This is a genomic window from Arthrobacter sp. NPDC055138, from assembly GCF_053607305.1.
The window spans coordinates 123,856-138,839 of the sequence record NZ_JBSGTH010000006.1 but is presented as its reverse complement, the minus strand read 5'-3'; the positions used below and the strand labels follow the sequence as shown (position 1 = coordinate 138,839).

Below are 14,984 nucleotides of genomic sequence, written 5' to 3'. Positions count from 1 at the left end.
TTCGCCCGCGCGGCGATCCACAAACGCAGGGGCCGGTGACGCGGATTTGCCCGGTTTTGAGAGAATGGACGGGTGACACTTACCGCTGCATCCGAATCGGCCGCCAAGCTGGAGCTCCCGCCGCTCAAACTCGGGCCGATCACCGTTGACACCCCCGTAGTCTTGGCTCCGATGGCCGGCATCACCAACAAGGCGTTCCGCCGGCTCTGCCGCGAGTACGGCGGCGGCCTCTACGTGGCGGAGATGGTCACTTCCAGGGCGCTCGTGGAGCGCAACCGCGAGTCGATGCGGATCATCTCGCATGACGAGGATGAGGACGTGCGCTCCGTCCAGCTGTACGGCGTGGACCCCAAGACGGTGGGTGCCGCCGTCCGGCTGCTGGTGCAGGAAGACCGCGCCGACCACATCGATTTGAACTTTGGCTGCCCGGTGCCCAAAGTCACCCGCCGCGGCGGCGGTTCCGCGCTCCCGTGGAAAACCGAGCTGTTCACCGCCATTGTCCAGGCCGCTACGCGCGAGGCCGGCAAGGGCAACGTCCCGCTGACCATCAAGATGCGCAAGGGAATCGACGACGACCACCTCACCTTTATCGAGGCGGGCAAGATCGCCCGCGACGCCGGCGTGGCCGCCGTCGCCCTGCACGGCCGCACGGCCAGCCAGTTCTATTCGGGCCAGGCGGACTGGAACGCCATTGCCGAACTGCGCGAGGCATTGCCGGACGTCCCGGTGCTGGGCAACGGCGACATCTGGAGCGCCGAGGACGCGGTGCGGATGGTGCAGCAGACCGGAGTTGACGGCGTCGTCGTTGGCCGAGGCTGCCAGGGCCGCCCCTGGCTGTTCGGTGACCTGCAGGCCGCCTTCGAGGGAACGGACAAGCGTTTCCGCCCCGGGCTGAAGGACGTTGCGGACAGTTTTTACCGGCACGCCGAACTGTTGGTGGATTATTTCGAGGACGAAGGAAAGGCGTTGCGGGATATCCGCAAGCATGTGGCCTGGTACTTCAAGGGGTACTCGGTGGGCGGCGAACTGCGGGCCGCACTGGCCCAGGTGCCCACGCTCGAGGTGCTCCGCGAACTGCTGGCCGAACTGGACGCCGATGCGCCCTACCCGGGAGCAGATGCCGAGGGCCCGCGGGGCCGGGCCGGTTCACCCAAGCGCCCGGCGCTGCCGGACGGCTGGCTCTCCAGCCGGGAACTGAACGCGGACCACAAGGCGATGATCGCCGCGGCCGAGCTGGATGTCTCCGGTGGCTGAGGCACGTACCGGCCACCCGGCGCCACCTACACCGGGCTACACGGACTTCGACCAGGAACGCTGGTACGCGGAGGAACCGAAGAGTACCTACCGCACGCAGTTCGAACGGGACCGTGCCCGGGTGCTGCATTCGTCGGCGCTGCGCCGGCTGGGTGCCAAGACGCAGGTGGTGTCCCCGGATACGGACGACTTTGTCCGGACCCGGCTGACCCACAGCCTGGAGGTGGCGCAGGTGGGCCGCGAACTGGGCCGGACGCTGGGCTGCGACCCTGACGTGGTGGACGCGGCCTGCCTCTCCCACGATCTGGGCCATCCTCCGTTCGGCCACAACGGGGAGACCGCGCTCAACGCCGCCGCGCATGCCATCGGAGGGTTCGAAGGCAACGCCCAGACGCTTCGGCTGCTCACCCGGCTGGAGCCGAAGATCCTGCGCCCGGACGGCTCTCCGGCCGGCCTGAACCTGACCCGGGCCAGCCTCGACGCCGCCTGCAAGTACCCGTGGTCCGCGGACGACGCGCCGATCATCCACGGCAAACGGACCAGCAAATTCGGCGCCTACGAGGACGACCTTCCCGTCTTCAACTGGCTGCGCCAAGGAGCCGCCGAGCGCCGCTCCTGCCTGGAGGCCCAGGTGATGGACCTGGCCGATGACATCTCCTACTCGGTGCACGACGTCGAAGACGCCATTGTGGCCGGGCGCCTCCAGCTCAAGTGGCTGGACAGCGCCGACACTCGCAGCAGGGTGATCGGCTACACCCAGCAGTGGTATCTCCCTACCAGCGACGCCCAGGAAGTGGACGACGCCCTCACCCGGCTGGAGCACTCCGGCGTCTGGGTGCGCGAGGCGGACGGCAGCCGCAAGGCGATGGCAGCGCTGAAGGACATGACCAGCCAGCTGATCGGCCGCTTCTGCTCCAGCGCGATGGAGGCCACCCGCTCCATCTACGGCCCGCAGCAGCTGACCCGCTACGAGGCTGAGCTGGTGGTGCCGCAGGGGACCGCCACCGAGATCGCCGTGATGAAGGGGCTGGCCACCACGTTCGTGATGACCACGGAGCTGCGCCAGCCGGTCTACGAGCACCAGCAGGAAATCCTGCACGACCTGGTCAGCGAGCTCCACGCCACCGGGGAGAAGCATCTGGAGGAGACCTTTGCCTCCGATTGGCGGGATGCCGACGACGACGGTGCCCGCCTGCGCGTGGTGATCGACCAGATCGCCTCGCTCACGGATGTGTCCGCACTGGCGCTGCACGAACGCCTGATGGGGGCCCACCGCACGCTGCTCTGATGCCGCGCGCTCCCGAGCCCTCCTCCACAGGCGCCCGCCCTCGCTCCGCCGTCACCAGCCTGCGGGGGAGGAGCCGCCGATTTGGCGCTGCTGCATAACATAGGACTATGGCCGGACTGATAAAACGTGAAGACATCGATGAAGTCCGCCAGCGCACCGACATCAAGGAAGTCGTCGACGGCTACGTCACGCTGAAGTCGGCAGGCATCGGCTCCTTCAAGGGCCTGTGCCCCTTCCACGATGAGCGCTCGCCGTCGTTCCATGTCCGTCCGCAGGTGGGGACTTACCATTGCTTCGGCTGCGGCGAAGGCGGGGACGTCATTTCGTTCCTGCAGAAGATGGACCACACCACGTTCTCCGAGACCGTGGAGAAGCTCGCCCACCGGATCAACTACACGCTGCGGTACGAAGACGGGGGTACCGGCCCGCGCCGGGAGGACGTCGGCAAGCGGCAGCGCCTGCTGGATGCGCATAAAGTCGCCGCTGAGTTCTTCCGCGAGCAACTGCAGACCCCGGGCGCCGCCGCGGCGCGGGAGTTCCTCTCCGGGCGCGGCTTCGACCAGGCAGCCGCGGAGCATTTTGCCGTGGGCTACGCCCCGCAGGGCTGGGACGGCCTGCTCAAGCATCTGACCGGCCGCGGCTTCAGCCAGGACGAACTGCGCCTGACCGGCATGTTCTCCGGCGGGGATGGATCCGATGGCAGGAACAGCCGGATCTACGACCGTTTCCGCGGCCGGCTCATCTGGCCCATCCGCGATCTGACCGGTGCGACCATTGGCTTCGGCGCCCGCAAGCTGTACGAGGACGATCAGGGACCGAAGTACCTGAACACGCCGGAGACGGCGCTCTACAAGAAGTCGCAGGTTCTCTACGGGATTGACCTGGCCAAGCGGGACATCGCCCGCAGCCGCCAGCTGGTGGTCGTGGAGGGGTACACGGACGTGATGGCTTGCCACCTCTCCGGAATCCAAACGGCCGTGGCGACGTGCGGTACCTCCTTCGGAACTGACCACATCAAGATCGCCCGGCGCCTGCTGTCCGATGATGGAACCGGTGGCGAAGTGATCTTCACCTTCGACGGTGACGAGGCCGGCCAGAAGGCCGCGCTGCGGGCCTTCGAGGAAGACCAGCGCTTTGTCGCCCAGACCTATGTTGCGGTGGAGCCGAACGGCGCGGACCCGTGCGACCTGCGCCTCAGCCACGGCGAAGGCGCGGTACGCGAACTGATCGGTTCCCGCCGCCCGTTGTTCGAGTTCGCCATCAAGGCGACGCTGAAGAAGTTCAACCTGGATACCGTCGAAGGACGGGTCTCGGCGCTGCGGGCCGCAGCGCCGGTGGTCGCCGAGATCAAGGACCCGGCGATGCGGCCGGGCTACTCGCGTGAGCTTGCCGGCTGGCTGGGCATGGACGTTGACGATGTCGCCCGGGCAGTGGCCGGTGCCGTCAAACGTGGACAGTCCGGGGCCTCCGGGAAGACGGGCCGCGAGCGGGACCAACACGGCCGCGGACAGGAATCGAACCGCAGCCTGCAACAGTCTCCGGGACGGGACCGGCCGGGCAGCAACCGTCCGTCAGACCGGGAGGGCGGCTGGGGCTCGGGAGCTCCTTCCCGGCAGCAGCCCCACGGCCGCGCCGGGACACCTTACGGCCAGGCTGCGCAACACTCCTATGGCGACGGCGGTTTTTACGACGGCGCTCCGTCCTACGGGCCGGAATCCGGCCAGCCTGCTGCCCCTGAGCCGGCCTACCCGAGACCTGACCTGAGGGACCCCGTCGTCCGGCTGGAGCATCAAGCGCTGGAAGTGGCGATCCAACAACCCGGGCTCTTGGATGCGAACCAATGGGAACAATTCATGCAGGCCCGCTTCCTGGCGCCGATGCACGTGGCAGTTCACGGCGCCGTGCGCGCGGCAGGCGTGTCCGGTGCCACTCCGTCGCAGTGGGTGGAGACCATCCGCCAAGAGGTGCCGGAGGAACTGCGCAGCTTCGTCTCCGAATTGGCGGTGACGCCGCTGCCGGCACAGAACGACGACGGGCTGCGGCTGTATTGCCGGGGGATCCTCAATCGGCTGCAGGACCTGCAGATCACCCACCTGAAGGCCGAAAAGCTGGGCCAATTGCAGCGGATGGATCCATCGGCAGACCCCGAGGACTTCCAGCGGATCAACCGTGAGCTCATGGAATTGGAGATGCAGCGCCGCGCCCTCCGCTCGGAATAGAAACGGGGCGGAAGGCCGGCAGTCGAGCCAGCCGTGTTAGGCGTGCCACAAGCCGGCTTCCCGGCGGGCCCTCGATTGGCAAGTTCCGGACTGCATTGAGTATGCTGTTTGAGGTCAAACCGCGGATCGCACGCGGATGACTGCTTTCCCCCGTAGCTCAATTGGCAGAGCATTCGACTGTTAATCGAAGGGTTACTGGTTCGAGTCCAGTCGGGGGAGCGGATACAACGAATCCCCGCCTTCAACCGAAGGCGGGGATTCGTTGTCTTCGGGCCCTGACAGGCGCGGCGGGGAATCATCACCGCGTCCTAGTCGGCGGGGATCTCCGGGCAAACCCGGCCGCCGTGACCGGGATGAAGGTTCGATTTCTCTCTGTGTCGGCGGACTGCTAGAGTTTTATTCGCTTCATTCCCCCGTAGCTCAATTGGCAGAGCATTCGACTGTTAATCGAAGGGTTACTGGTTCGAGTCCAGTCGGGGGAGCTCGAGAGAAAAAGATCCCGCACCGTTGACCGGTTGCGGGATCTTTTTTATGGGGCGGTGTCTACCTGGTTGCTCGCTGCGACCTGCGCATACCAGCGCCCGCTGTCCTTGACCGTCCGCTCCAAGGTGTTGTACTCCACCCGGGTCAATCCGAAGCGTTTGTGATAGCCCCAGGCCCACTCGAAGTTATCCATCAGGGACCAGCCGAAGTAGCCCCGAAGATCCACACCGGCCTGGATCGCGCGATGGCATTGAACGATGTGGGCGCGCAGGAACTCGAGCCGCTGCGGGTCGTGGACGGCGCCGTCGCCGGCGACCTCGTCATCGAAGGCCGCGCCGTTCTCGGTGATGTAGAGCGCCGTCCCGGCCGGTCCACTGTATTCGTCCTGCAGCCGCAAGAGCAGCCGGTACAGCCCCTCGGGTTGGACTTCCCAGCCCATGGCCGTCGTCGGCAGGCCGCGGGAGACCGAACTGACATGGTCGGCTGCAGGATAGGCCGGCGCCACAGGGCGGTCCACCGGGGCGGCATGGGCGTTTGCGGCATCCTCACGCGGATGCCCGGTGACCGCTTCACCGTGGTAGTAATTGACCCCCAGCGTGTGGATCCGGGTCCGGATCAGGTCAAGGTCTCCGTCCCTGATCCTGGCCTCCAGTCCGTGCTGCTCCACGTCCGCCAGAAAATCGGGCGGATACGCCCCGTGGAAGATCGGGTCGAGGAAGGCGCGGTTGAACTGGCCGTCGATGCGCCGGGCGGCATCGACGTCGACCTCGTCGTTCGGGTCCAAAGGATCCGCCACGGTGAAGTTCAGGGTCAGGCCGAGCTTGGCGCCCGGATCACGGCGGCGCAGTTCGTCGACAACCAGACCGTGACCGAGGAGCAGGTGGTGCATGGCGGCCAGAGCCTGGGGCCGTGACTGTATGCCAGGCGCATGGACCCCTGAACCGTAGCCCAGGAAGGCCGAGCACCACGGCTCATTGAGGGTGGTCCAAACCCGCACCCGGTCCCCGAGCGCCTCGTGGACGTTGAGCGCATACTCGGCGAAGCGGTAGGCCGTGTCCCTGTTGGCCCACCCGCCCTGTTCCTGCAGAGCTTGGGGCAGGTCCCAGTGGTAGAGCGTGAGCCAGGGCTTGATGCCCGCTGCGCAGAGCTCATCCACGAGCCTCGAATAGAAATCCAGGCCGGCCGGATTCACCGCGGCGTCGTTCGGCTTGATCCGCGGCCATGAGGTGGAAAACCGATAGGCGCCCAGATTCAGCGAGGACATCAGGGCCACATCCTCGCGGTACCGGTGATAGTGGTCGCACGCCGTCGCGCCGGTGTGGCCGCCGACCACGGCTCCGGGCATCCTGCAGAAGGCATCCCAGATTGAGTCGGTGCGGCCGTCCTGATCCGACGCACCTTCAATCTGGTAAGCGGCCGTTGCCGCACCCCAAAGGAATCTCTTCGGAAACTGCAGAACCTTGCGCATCGGTTTGTCTCCCGGCGGGTGCGGACACGGACTGCCTGCCAGCCTAGATGGCGCGCCAGACGAACGTAAGCGTTTACTCATATTTTTTGTCCCACGGCACTTCTGTGAATGTCCTCCCTACGACTGAGGGGCCGAGCTGGGGCAGAATGATAATTTGATGGTGTGGACACTCGCGCACTACCGACAATGATGGAGGCAGAGCCCATGACCGCTCCGGAAGGCCCCAGGAGCACCGCAACCGGTGCGAAGATGTCGACGGTGGAACTGGCACAGCTCGCAGGCCAACTGACACCGCGCCAGCTCCAAGACGAATTCTCGCTGGCCCTGCTCGAGCTCAAAGGCAAGGGCGTCAAAGTCGGCGTTGCCGCCGGGATCCTGCTGGTGGCCGTGGTGTTCCTGGTCTCCATGGCCATTTCCATCCTGGTGGCGGCGATCATGGGCCTGGCGCTGGTCATGCCTGCGTGGCTGGCGGCGCTGATCGTGGCGGCGGTCTTCCTGGTCGTGGGAAGCATCCTGGCACTGATCGGATACTTGGCGATGAAGAAGACCGTGCCCCTCCTGCCGGCAGAAGCCATCCGGGGCGTCAGGTACGACGTCGGTGTGCTGCGTGAGGGCAGCAGCTTCGATCCGGCGACGCTGGAGGAGAAGCCGGTGAAGGAGGCCAAGCCGGAGAAGGCGGAGCGGGAGGAACCCAAGCCGCCGGCTCCGACGCTGGAGGAACTGCGTGCCCGCACATCCGAACGCCGCGATCATCTGGCCACACTCAGGGACGATCTTGGCCGCCGGGTCGACCTCCGTCCCCGGGCGGAGCAGGCCAAGGCCCGCGCGAAGCATGCAGCAGATGCCGCCACCGAGCGGCTGGTAGCCGGTGCGGACTCGTTCGGCGAGGCCGCCCCGGAGTTGAAGGAGCGCTGGAAGCCGCTGGCGACGCTGGCAGTCTCGCTGACGGCGCTTGGCGTCATGCTCCGGCGCTTGCTGCACAAATAACCAATGCAGTGGTGCCGCACAGCGGCATGGTAGCCGGCTGCAGCGCAGCCGGCTGCCGAGCGTGGAACGACGGCTGAGGGGAGGGACAGCGTGAGGATTATCGGTGCCGGGACGCGGCGCGACTTCGAGTACCGTGAACTGCACACGTTCTGGACCATCCCGAACCTCATCACCGTGCTGCGCTTTCTGGCGGTGCCGCTGTTCGTCTGGTTCATCGCCCGCGGAGCGTACGGCGCTGCGACCATCACACTGGTCGTGCTGGGGTCCACTGACTGGGTCGACGGTTATATCGCGCGGCGCTTCAACCAGATGTCTTCCGTTGGAAAGTGGCTGGACCCCGTCGCCGACCGGCTGGCGCTCATCATCGTGGCCATCACCTTCGTTGCCGCAGGCATTGCACCCTGGTGGCTGCTGCTGTCCATCATCATCCCGGACGCCATCCTGCTGGTGTTTTCGCTGATCCTTTTCCACGGCAGCCCGGATCTTCCCGTCACAAACATCGGCAAGATCCGCACCGCGTTGCTGCTGGTGGGGACTCCGTTGCTGCTGCTCCACAGGGTGGAAGGCTTTGGCCACGACTGGCTTCTGGCAGTGTCCTACATCATCCTGGCTGCGGGGTGCATCGGCCACGTGCTCGCCTGGCTGGGGTATATGCGGGCTGCATGGCGGAAATACAAGGCCCTGCCCGCCGCAGCCGGGGACGGGCCCAGCCGTGGTTGAGCCACGATCGGTGCAGCACCGGGCCTCTGCTGACGGGGCCTCATGGTCTGGTTAGCGATCCTCTGCGCCCTGCTCGGCGCCTTCTTCCTCGCGCTCGGAACGCAGCGCCAAGCCAGTGCTGTGCAGGCCAACACGGGCGGCCTGGCCATGAGCGTGTCAGGCTTGCTGCGGATGCTCCGCAACCCCCGCTGGGTCCTGGGCCTGTTGATGTTGGCCGTCGGCATGGGCCTGAACGTCTTCGCCTTAGTCAGCGCACCGCTGACCGTGGTGCAGCCGATCGGCGCCATTGCTTTGGTGATCACCACCATCATCAATTCCAAGGACCAGGGGATCCGGCTCAACCGGATCACCGTCGTGGCGATCTCCGCCTGCGTGGCAGGCAGCGCCGTCTTCGTCCTGCTGGCCGTCAATGTCACCGGCGAAAGCCATCAGGTGCGGCCGGATGAGGAACTCTCGGCAGTCTTGCTGCTGGCTGTTGTTATTGCCGTCTTCCTCTCGCTGGAACTGATGTTCCGGCACCGGCTAAACGCCTTCGCCTACATCCTGGGCGCCGGCATGCTGTTCGGTTTCGTCGCCGTTCTGGTGCGGATCATCGGACTGCGGTTGCTCGAACCCGGCGGCGGTTTCATAGCCAACGTGCCCATCTATACCCTGATTGCCGTTGCCGCCGCGGGCGGGTTGGGGTCATGGTTTGTGCAGAGCGCCTACGCCAGCGGACCACCCGATCTGGTGATCGCCGGACTGACCGTCATCGATCCGCTGGTGGGCATCTCGATCGGCATTTTCATCCTCGGGGAACTCCGGCCGGACGTCGAGCCGGTCTTCGCGATCGGCATGGTGGGAGCGGGATTGGTTGCTATTGTTGGGGTCATCGCCCTCTCGAGGCACCATCCCGACGTCCTGCAAAAGCAAGAAGAAGCCCGGCGCCGGGCCCAAGCCTCGGGCAAGAAGCCGTAGGCCAAGTGCCGATGGAGAAAACTGTCACAACCAACCAAGGAGTCCTGCCGCAGGTGAGCGACGACATCGGACCTAAGCCCCTGAAGATCCTGATTGCTGCCGATACCTACCCGCCGGATGTCAACGGAGCGGCGGTTTTCGGATTCCGGTTGGCCACAGCGATGACCAAACGCGGTCACAGCGTGGACATCATCGCCGGCAGAAGCGACAAGGGCCCGACCTTTGTAGAACAGCGTCCGGAGGCGCAGGTGCACCGGCTGCGCTCGCACTCGGTGCCGACGCACGAGACATGGCGCATCTGCCTGCCCTGGGAAATCAAGCGCGACATCAAGCGGATCTTCGATGAGGTGCAGCCGGATGTGGTGCACATCCAGTGCCATTACATGATTGGCCAGGCGACCATCGCCGAAGCGGTGCGCCGCGGCATCCGCACCATTGCCACCAACCACTTCATGCCGGAGAACCTGGAGCCGTTCCTGCCATTCCCGCAGTGGTTCCTCAACATCGTCGCCAAGAATTCGTGGCGCGACATGGGCAAGATCATGGGCAAGGCAGCCGTCGTCACGACGCCGACTCCGCTGGCTGCCAAGGCCATGCGGGACCATGCCTTCCTGCACAAGGTGCTGCCCCTGTCCAACGGTATCGACGCCGCCGCCTATGAATTGGCGACGGGGGAGACGATCGACAAGCCGGAGCACCCGACGGTGTTGTTTGCCGGTCGGCTCGCCGTGGAGAAGAACGTGGATACGTTGATCGAGGCGCTGGCCATGACGGACCCCGCCCTGAATGTCCATCTCGAAATAGTCGGCGACGGCGACGAGCGGAAAAACCTCGAAGGCCGGGTCGCGGCCATGGGACTGGGCCGACGGGTTTCCTTCCTGGGCCATGTCGACGACGACGAGCTGCGCCGGGCTTACCTGCGCGCTACTGTTTTTTGCCAACCGGGAACCGCTGAACTGCAGTCTCTGGTGTCGCTGGAGGCCATGTCCGCCAGCAAACCGGTGGTGCTGGCCAATGCGATGGCCTTGCCGCATTTGGTTGAGGACGGAGTCAACGGGTACTTGTTTGCTCCCCGCGACCCTGCCGACCTGGCGGCCAAGCTCAACGCGGTCCTCGGGCAGAGCCCGGAGCGGATCGAGGCGATGGGCGAGGCAAGCCATGCGAAGGCGGTACGGCACGGCATCGACGAGACCATGGACACCTTTGAGCAGCTCTACCGCGGCGGTTCTGCGGACGATTACCTCAAGTAGGCCGCCGCGGCCGGCAGCGCCGGTTTCAACATCGCGGCCTGCATTCAGTAACATCGTAGGGCACGGGGCGGTAGCTCAGTCGGTTAGAGCAAACGACTCATAATCGTTCGGTCGTGGGTTCAAGCCCCACCCGCCCTACAGTGTGCAACGCGGACCGGGTCCGGGAGCCAGCGCTCCCGAACCCGGTCCGCTCTTTTGTGCGACGGAACGTGAGTGCAGCGGCCCCCAGTCGACGGTGCCCGCTCACAGAAATGTGCGGAGCAGCGGGTGGATGATCCCGCCGTTCCGCACATCTGGTCCGGAGCCTCACCCCGGGTAACTAGTGCCAGTTTTAGTAACGGTCGTGGTGCCGGTAGTCGCAGTCCCTGTACCAGCCGTAATCCCAGTGATCGTGGTGGCGGTACCAGCCGTAGTTCCACTCGCACCGATCGTGATGCCGACGGTGTCCGCGGTCGTGACGGTCACGGTGGTCCCGATGGTCGCCTCGATGGTCGCGGTCACGGTGGTCGCCCCGATCATGATGGTAATTGGTCGACACGCTTTGAACCGTGCTGGCCGACGCAGGAGCGGCGGTCATTGCCAAGCCAGTGAAGCCGAATGCAGCAACAAGCAGCGAGGACCCGACAATGCGCAGCTTTGTGTTGTACATGGTGTTTCTCTTTTCCAGTTTTACCTCTACAGCGAATGGGATTTTTCGCTGCAGTTCCGGACAAGAAAAACGCTACTCGCCCTGTGATCTGCGTCACCCCAAGAAGCATTTGTTACGTGGTGAACCGTCACGACACGCCGGTCATGAGACGCGCGGTTAAACGTGCGACATCGTCCGTGAGGGGCGCAAATAATGGCATCGGCATGGTTGCTGAAACGTACAAACTTCATCCGAATATTAACGTTCTATCAGGCAACCTCCGGCGCTCGTCCCGGGCCGAAACCGCGGCATCGCTGTTGCCTCCCTTCGGCGACCTGGCAGCGGGGCCCGCTGGCGGAACCCGGCGGTGGTGGCCGGCAGTTCCGCCGCGCGCCCCGGGTGTTAGTGGATGCCGCTGCTGGACGGGGGGCCGGTGTCCGGGACGAAGGAGAAGGGCGTATGGCGCCTCAGGGCGGAAAGCAGGGAAACCGTTGCCTGCCGACTCGTTCGTGCGCTATGTTACTGCTCAGTAACTTCGCGGCGTCCGGTCCTACCATTTGCACGGCGCCTGCCTGACTGAAAAGGAAGCCACTATGGGCCAGCGCGTTATCGATCCGAACGATCTTCCCTACGCCGACGGCGACTTCTATGCTTTCGAGTCCCTGCTTTCCGAGTCGGAACGTGCACGTCTGCGCGACGTGCGCGACTGGCTGGCCAAGGAAGTCTGCCCGATCGCGGTGGACTATTGGAACCGGGCCGAGTTTCCGATGGACATCATTCCGAAGCTGGCGGATCTGGACATCGTCAGCCCCGTCCGCCGGCAGGGCTATTCGAATCTGTTCGCCGGTCTGATGCACGCTGAATTCACCCGCGCTGACACCTCGATTGCCACTTTCATGGGAGTCCACGACGGGCTGTTCACCGGGTCAATTGAAGCGCTGGCGTCGAAAGAGCAGCGGGACGCCTGGCTGCCAGACATCTACGCCATGAAGAAGATCGGCGCCTTCGGCCTGACGGAACCGCTGGGCGGCTCCGACGTCGCAGGCGGGACCCGCACCACCGCCCTGCGCGACGGAGACAACTGGATCCTCAATGGCGCCAAGCGCTGGATCGGCAACGCGACCTTCTCGGATTGGGTGGTCATCTACGCCCGCGACGTGGCCGACAATCAGGTGAAGGGATTCCTGGTGGACACCTCCACGCCCGGCTACAGCGCTACGAAAATTGAGAACAAGATCAGCCTGCGGACGGTGCAGAACGCGGACATCACCCTGGAGAACCTGGTGGTCTCCGATGACTTCCATCTCAAGGGCGCCAACAGTTTCCGGGACACCAACAAGGTTCTGAAGGTAACTCGGCTCGGGGTGGCCTGGCAGGCGGTAGGGCAGCAGTTGGCTGCCTTCGATGTAGCGCGGCGCTATGCAGTGGAGCGGCACCAATTCGGAAAGCCGCTGGCGTCCTTCCAGCTGGTGCAGGATCAGCTGGTCCAGATCCTCGGCAACGCCGTGGCCTCGATGGGCATGATGGTCCGGTTGGCACAGATGGAGGATGCCGGCCAAGCCAAGGACGAGCACTCGGCGCTGGCCAAGGCGTTCACTACGGCGCGGATGCGCGAAAGCGTCGCCTTGGGCCGCGGCATCCTGGGTGGAAACGGCATCGTTGCCGACTACGAGATGGCCAAGATCTTCGCCGATGCCGAAGCCATCTACTCCTACGAAGGGACCCACGAAATCAATTCCCTGGTCACCGGACGGGCTATCACCGGAGTGGCGGCGTTCGTCTAACCATCGGGCACCGGCAGCAACACCGACGGGCGCAGGTCCATGACGAACTGCAGGGGATTGATATAGGTCTCGCCGCGCCGCACGCCCCAGTGCAAGCAGGCCGACGGGCAGTGTCCGCTGTCGGCGACCTGTCCTACCGGATCGCCGGCGGAGACGGCGTCGCCGGTCTGCAGCTCGGATTCCACCGCCAGCAAGCTGCTGCGCAGCCCGTTGCCATGGTCCACCGTGATCACCTGGCGGTCCACGACCCAGCCGGAGAAGCTGACTCGGCCGTCGGCGGGGGAGCGGACCGTGGTCCCTGCCGGAACGGCCAAGTCGACCCCGCGATGGCCGCTCAACCATGGTTCGGGCGGCGGGTCAAAGCTGCGCAGCACGGCGGGCGCCGGTGACACTGGCCAGCTCCATAGCGGATCGACTGGGTCTGCGGGCGGGTCGGTCGGACCGGCCGCCAGCAGCAGCAGCATGGCCCAGGCCGTGGAGGCTGCGCAGCGAGTGAAGGGGGTCATGCCACCCATCGTCACCGCACGTACAGGCTCGGTAGCGGCCCTCGCCCAAGGTGTGCGCTAATCCGCTCGGATCTGCGGCTGTGGAGGACCGGAACGGGCGGGAACGGCTCCCCTCCTGTAGTACACTGGGCGAAGCAGTTTTCCGTCCATGACGCATGTCCGGACTGAGGCTGACTACGCGTGTCTGAAATCCACCGCCGCAATTTTGCTGCGATGGAATGTGCCCAGGCGGTCCGGAAACCCGGTCCGGGCGCATGCACCGCCGTCCAGGCGGAGCCTACAGATGCCAGGAGCTTCGCCCGCCGGGCGAGAAGCTAATAACCGTCTATGAGGCAGCAGACCAGGCACAGCCGGATGCTGCCGGAAGGAGTGACGACATGCCAGTCGTTACCATGCGCCAGCTGCTCGACAGCGGCGTGCACTTCGGTCACCAGACCCGCCGTTGGAACCCGAAGATGAAGCGCTTCATCTTCACCGAGCGCAACGGCATCTACATCATCGACCTGCAGCAGTCGCTGTCCTACATCGACCGCGCCTACGAGTTCGTCAAGGCCACTGTTGCCCACGGCGGCACCGTGCTCTTCGTCGGTACCAAGAAGCAGGCTCAGGAAGCCATCGCCGAGCAGGCCACCCGCGTTGGCCAGCCGTACGTCAACCAGCGTTGGCTCGGCGGCATGATGACCAACTTCCAGACCGTCTCCAAGCGCATCTCGCGCCTGAAGGAACTCGAAGAGATCAACTTCGACGACGTTGCTGCCTCCGGCCGCACCAAGAAGGAACTGCTCCTGCTGCAGCGCGAGAAGAACAAGCTCGAAACCACGCTGGGCGGCATCCGCAACCTCACCAAGACCCCCTCTGTCATCTGGATTGTGGACACCAAGAAGGAACACTTGGCCGTCGACGAGGCCCAGAAGCTCGGCATCCCCGTGGTGGCCATCCTGGACACCAACTGCGATCCGGACGAGGTCGACTTCCCGATCCCGGGCAACGACGACGCCATCCGCTCCGTCAACCTGCTGACCCGCGTGGTCGCCGACGCCGTTGCCGAGGGCCTCATCGCCCGTAACAACCGCGCCGCAGGCAACGCCGAAGCTCCGGCCGAGCCGATGGCCGAGTGGGAGCGCGAACTGCTCGAGGGCGCAGCCGAAGCACCGGCCGCCGCCGCCGAAGCACCCGCCGCCGAAGCACCGGCCGCTGACGCTGCCGCCGCCGAAGCACCGGCTGCAGAAAGCCCGGCTGCCGACGCACCCGCCGCGGACACCGAGAAGTAAATCCGACTCAACCGGCGGCGCCTTGTGCGCCGCCGGACTTGCGGTTGGGGGCGGGGCCACTTGGGGGCCCCCCCCCCCCACCCCCCCCCCCCCCTCCTCCACGGGGAACGGGGGTCCAACCACCGACCCCCCCCCCCCCTCTCTCCCCAACCCCCTCCCCCCCCTCCCC

At 65.4% G+C, this 14,984-nt stretch carries 12 protein-coding genes and 3 tRNA genes; 13 read left to right on the top strand and 2 right to left on the bottom strand.

Annotated features, from left to right (window positions below):
* The first annotated feature begins 72 nt into the window (after positions 1-72).
* The 5 genes from dusB (at position 73) to ACWF5H_RS15585 (ending at position 5,243) form a co-directional block, all read left to right on the top strand.
* On the top strand, positions 73-1,254 hold the full coding sequence (gene dusB, locus ACWF5H_RS15605; RefSeq protein WP_452037960.1) for a tRNA dihydrouridine synthase DusB: 1,182 nt from the start codon (positions 73-75) through the stop codon (positions 1,252-1,254).
* Positions 1,238-2,542 (top strand): deoxyguanosinetriphosphate triphosphohydrolase, encoded by a 1,305-nt coding sequence (locus ACWF5H_RS15600; RefSeq protein WP_452037958.1) that lies wholly within the window; start codon positions 1,238-1,240, stop codon positions 2,540-2,542. The genes dusB and ACWF5H_RS15600 overlap by 17 nt, the downstream gene beginning before the upstream one ends.
* A gap of 107 nt (positions 2,543-2,649) precedes the next feature.
* The gene (gene dnaG / locus ACWF5H_RS15595; RefSeq protein WP_452037956.1) at positions 2,650-4,761 is read left to right on the top strand and encodes a DNA primase; all 2,112 of its coding nucleotides are present in this window, start codon (positions 2,650-2,652) and stop codon (positions 4,759-4,761) included.
* Positions 4,762-4,907: 146 nt separating this feature from the next.
* Positions 4,908-4,980 (top strand) — tRNA-Asn (locus ACWF5H_RS15590).
* Between the two features lie 190 nt (positions 4,981-5,170).
* Positions 5,171-5,243: transfer RNA gene (locus tag ACWF5H_RS15585), tRNA-Asn, on the top strand.
* A gap of 47 nt (positions 5,244-5,290) precedes the next feature.
* On the opposite strand, the gene ACWF5H_RS15580 is transcribed toward ACWF5H_RS15585, so the two are convergent.
* Positions 5,291-6,712 carry a GH1 family beta-glucosidase gene (locus ACWF5H_RS15580; protein WP_452037955.1) on the bottom strand — a complete coding sequence of 474 codons (1,422 nt, stop codon included), beginning with the start codon at positions 6,710-6,712 and terminating at the stop codon, positions 5,291-5,293.
* A gap of 204 nt (positions 6,713-6,916) precedes the next feature.
* On the opposite strand from ACWF5H_RS15580, the gene ACWF5H_RS15575 reads away from it, so the two are divergent.
* From ACWF5H_RS15575 to ACWF5H_RS15545, 7 genes are all read left to right on the top strand, one after another.
* Positions 6,917-7,699 carry a phage holin family protein gene (locus ACWF5H_RS15575; RefSeq protein ID WP_452037953.1) on the top strand — a complete coding sequence of 261 codons (783 nt, stop codon included), beginning with the start codon at positions 6,917-6,919 and terminating at the stop codon, positions 7,697-7,699.
* A gap of 90 nt (positions 7,700-7,789) precedes the next feature.
* Positions 7,790-8,419: a CDP-alcohol phosphatidyltransferase family protein gene (locus ACWF5H_RS15570; protein ID WP_452037951.1), complete on the top strand. Its 630-nt coding sequence runs from the start codon at positions 7,790-7,792 to the stop codon at positions 8,417-8,419.
* 42 nt (positions 8,420-8,461) lie between these two features.
* Entirely contained in the window at positions 8,462-9,376 is a 915-nt protein-coding gene (locus tag ACWF5H_RS15565; RefSeq protein ID WP_364652331.1) for a DMT family transporter, read from the top strand.
* A 53-nt stretch (positions 9,377-9,429) separates the two neighbouring features.
* A complete protein-coding gene (locus ACWF5H_RS15560; protein ID WP_452037949.1) occupies positions 9,430-10,626 on the top strand; it encodes a glycosyltransferase in 1,197 nt (398 codons plus the stop codon).
* Between the two features lie 64 nt (positions 10,627-10,690).
* A tRNA-Ile gene (locus tag ACWF5H_RS15555) sits at positions 10,691-10,764 on the top strand.
* Between the two features lie 247 nt (positions 10,765-11,011).
* Entirely contained in the window at positions 11,012-11,362 is a 351-nt protein-coding gene (locus tag ACWF5H_RS15550) for a hypothetical protein (RefSeq protein WP_452037947.1), read from the top strand.
* A gap of 485 nt (positions 11,363-11,847) precedes the next feature.
* Entirely contained in the window at positions 11,848-13,038 is a 1,191-nt protein-coding gene (locus ACWF5H_RS15545; protein WP_452037945.1) for an acyl-CoA dehydrogenase family protein, read from the top strand.
* Here the strand turns inward: ACWF5H_RS15545 and ACWF5H_RS15540 are convergent.
* Positions 13,035-13,544, bottom strand: a complete 510-nt coding sequence (locus tag ACWF5H_RS15540) for a murein hydrolase activator EnvC family protein (RefSeq protein WP_452037944.1) — start codon at positions 13,542-13,544, stop codon at positions 13,035-13,037. The genes ACWF5H_RS15545 and ACWF5H_RS15540 overlap by 4 nt on opposite strands.
* A 377-nt stretch (positions 13,545-13,921) precedes the next feature.
* On the opposite strand from ACWF5H_RS15540, the gene rpsB reads away from it, so the two are divergent.
* Entirely contained in the window at positions 13,922-14,815 is an 894-nt protein-coding gene (gene rpsB, locus ACWF5H_RS15535) for a 30S ribosomal protein S2 (protein ID WP_364652327.1), read from the top strand.
* Positions 14,816-14,984 lie beyond the last annotated feature (169 nt).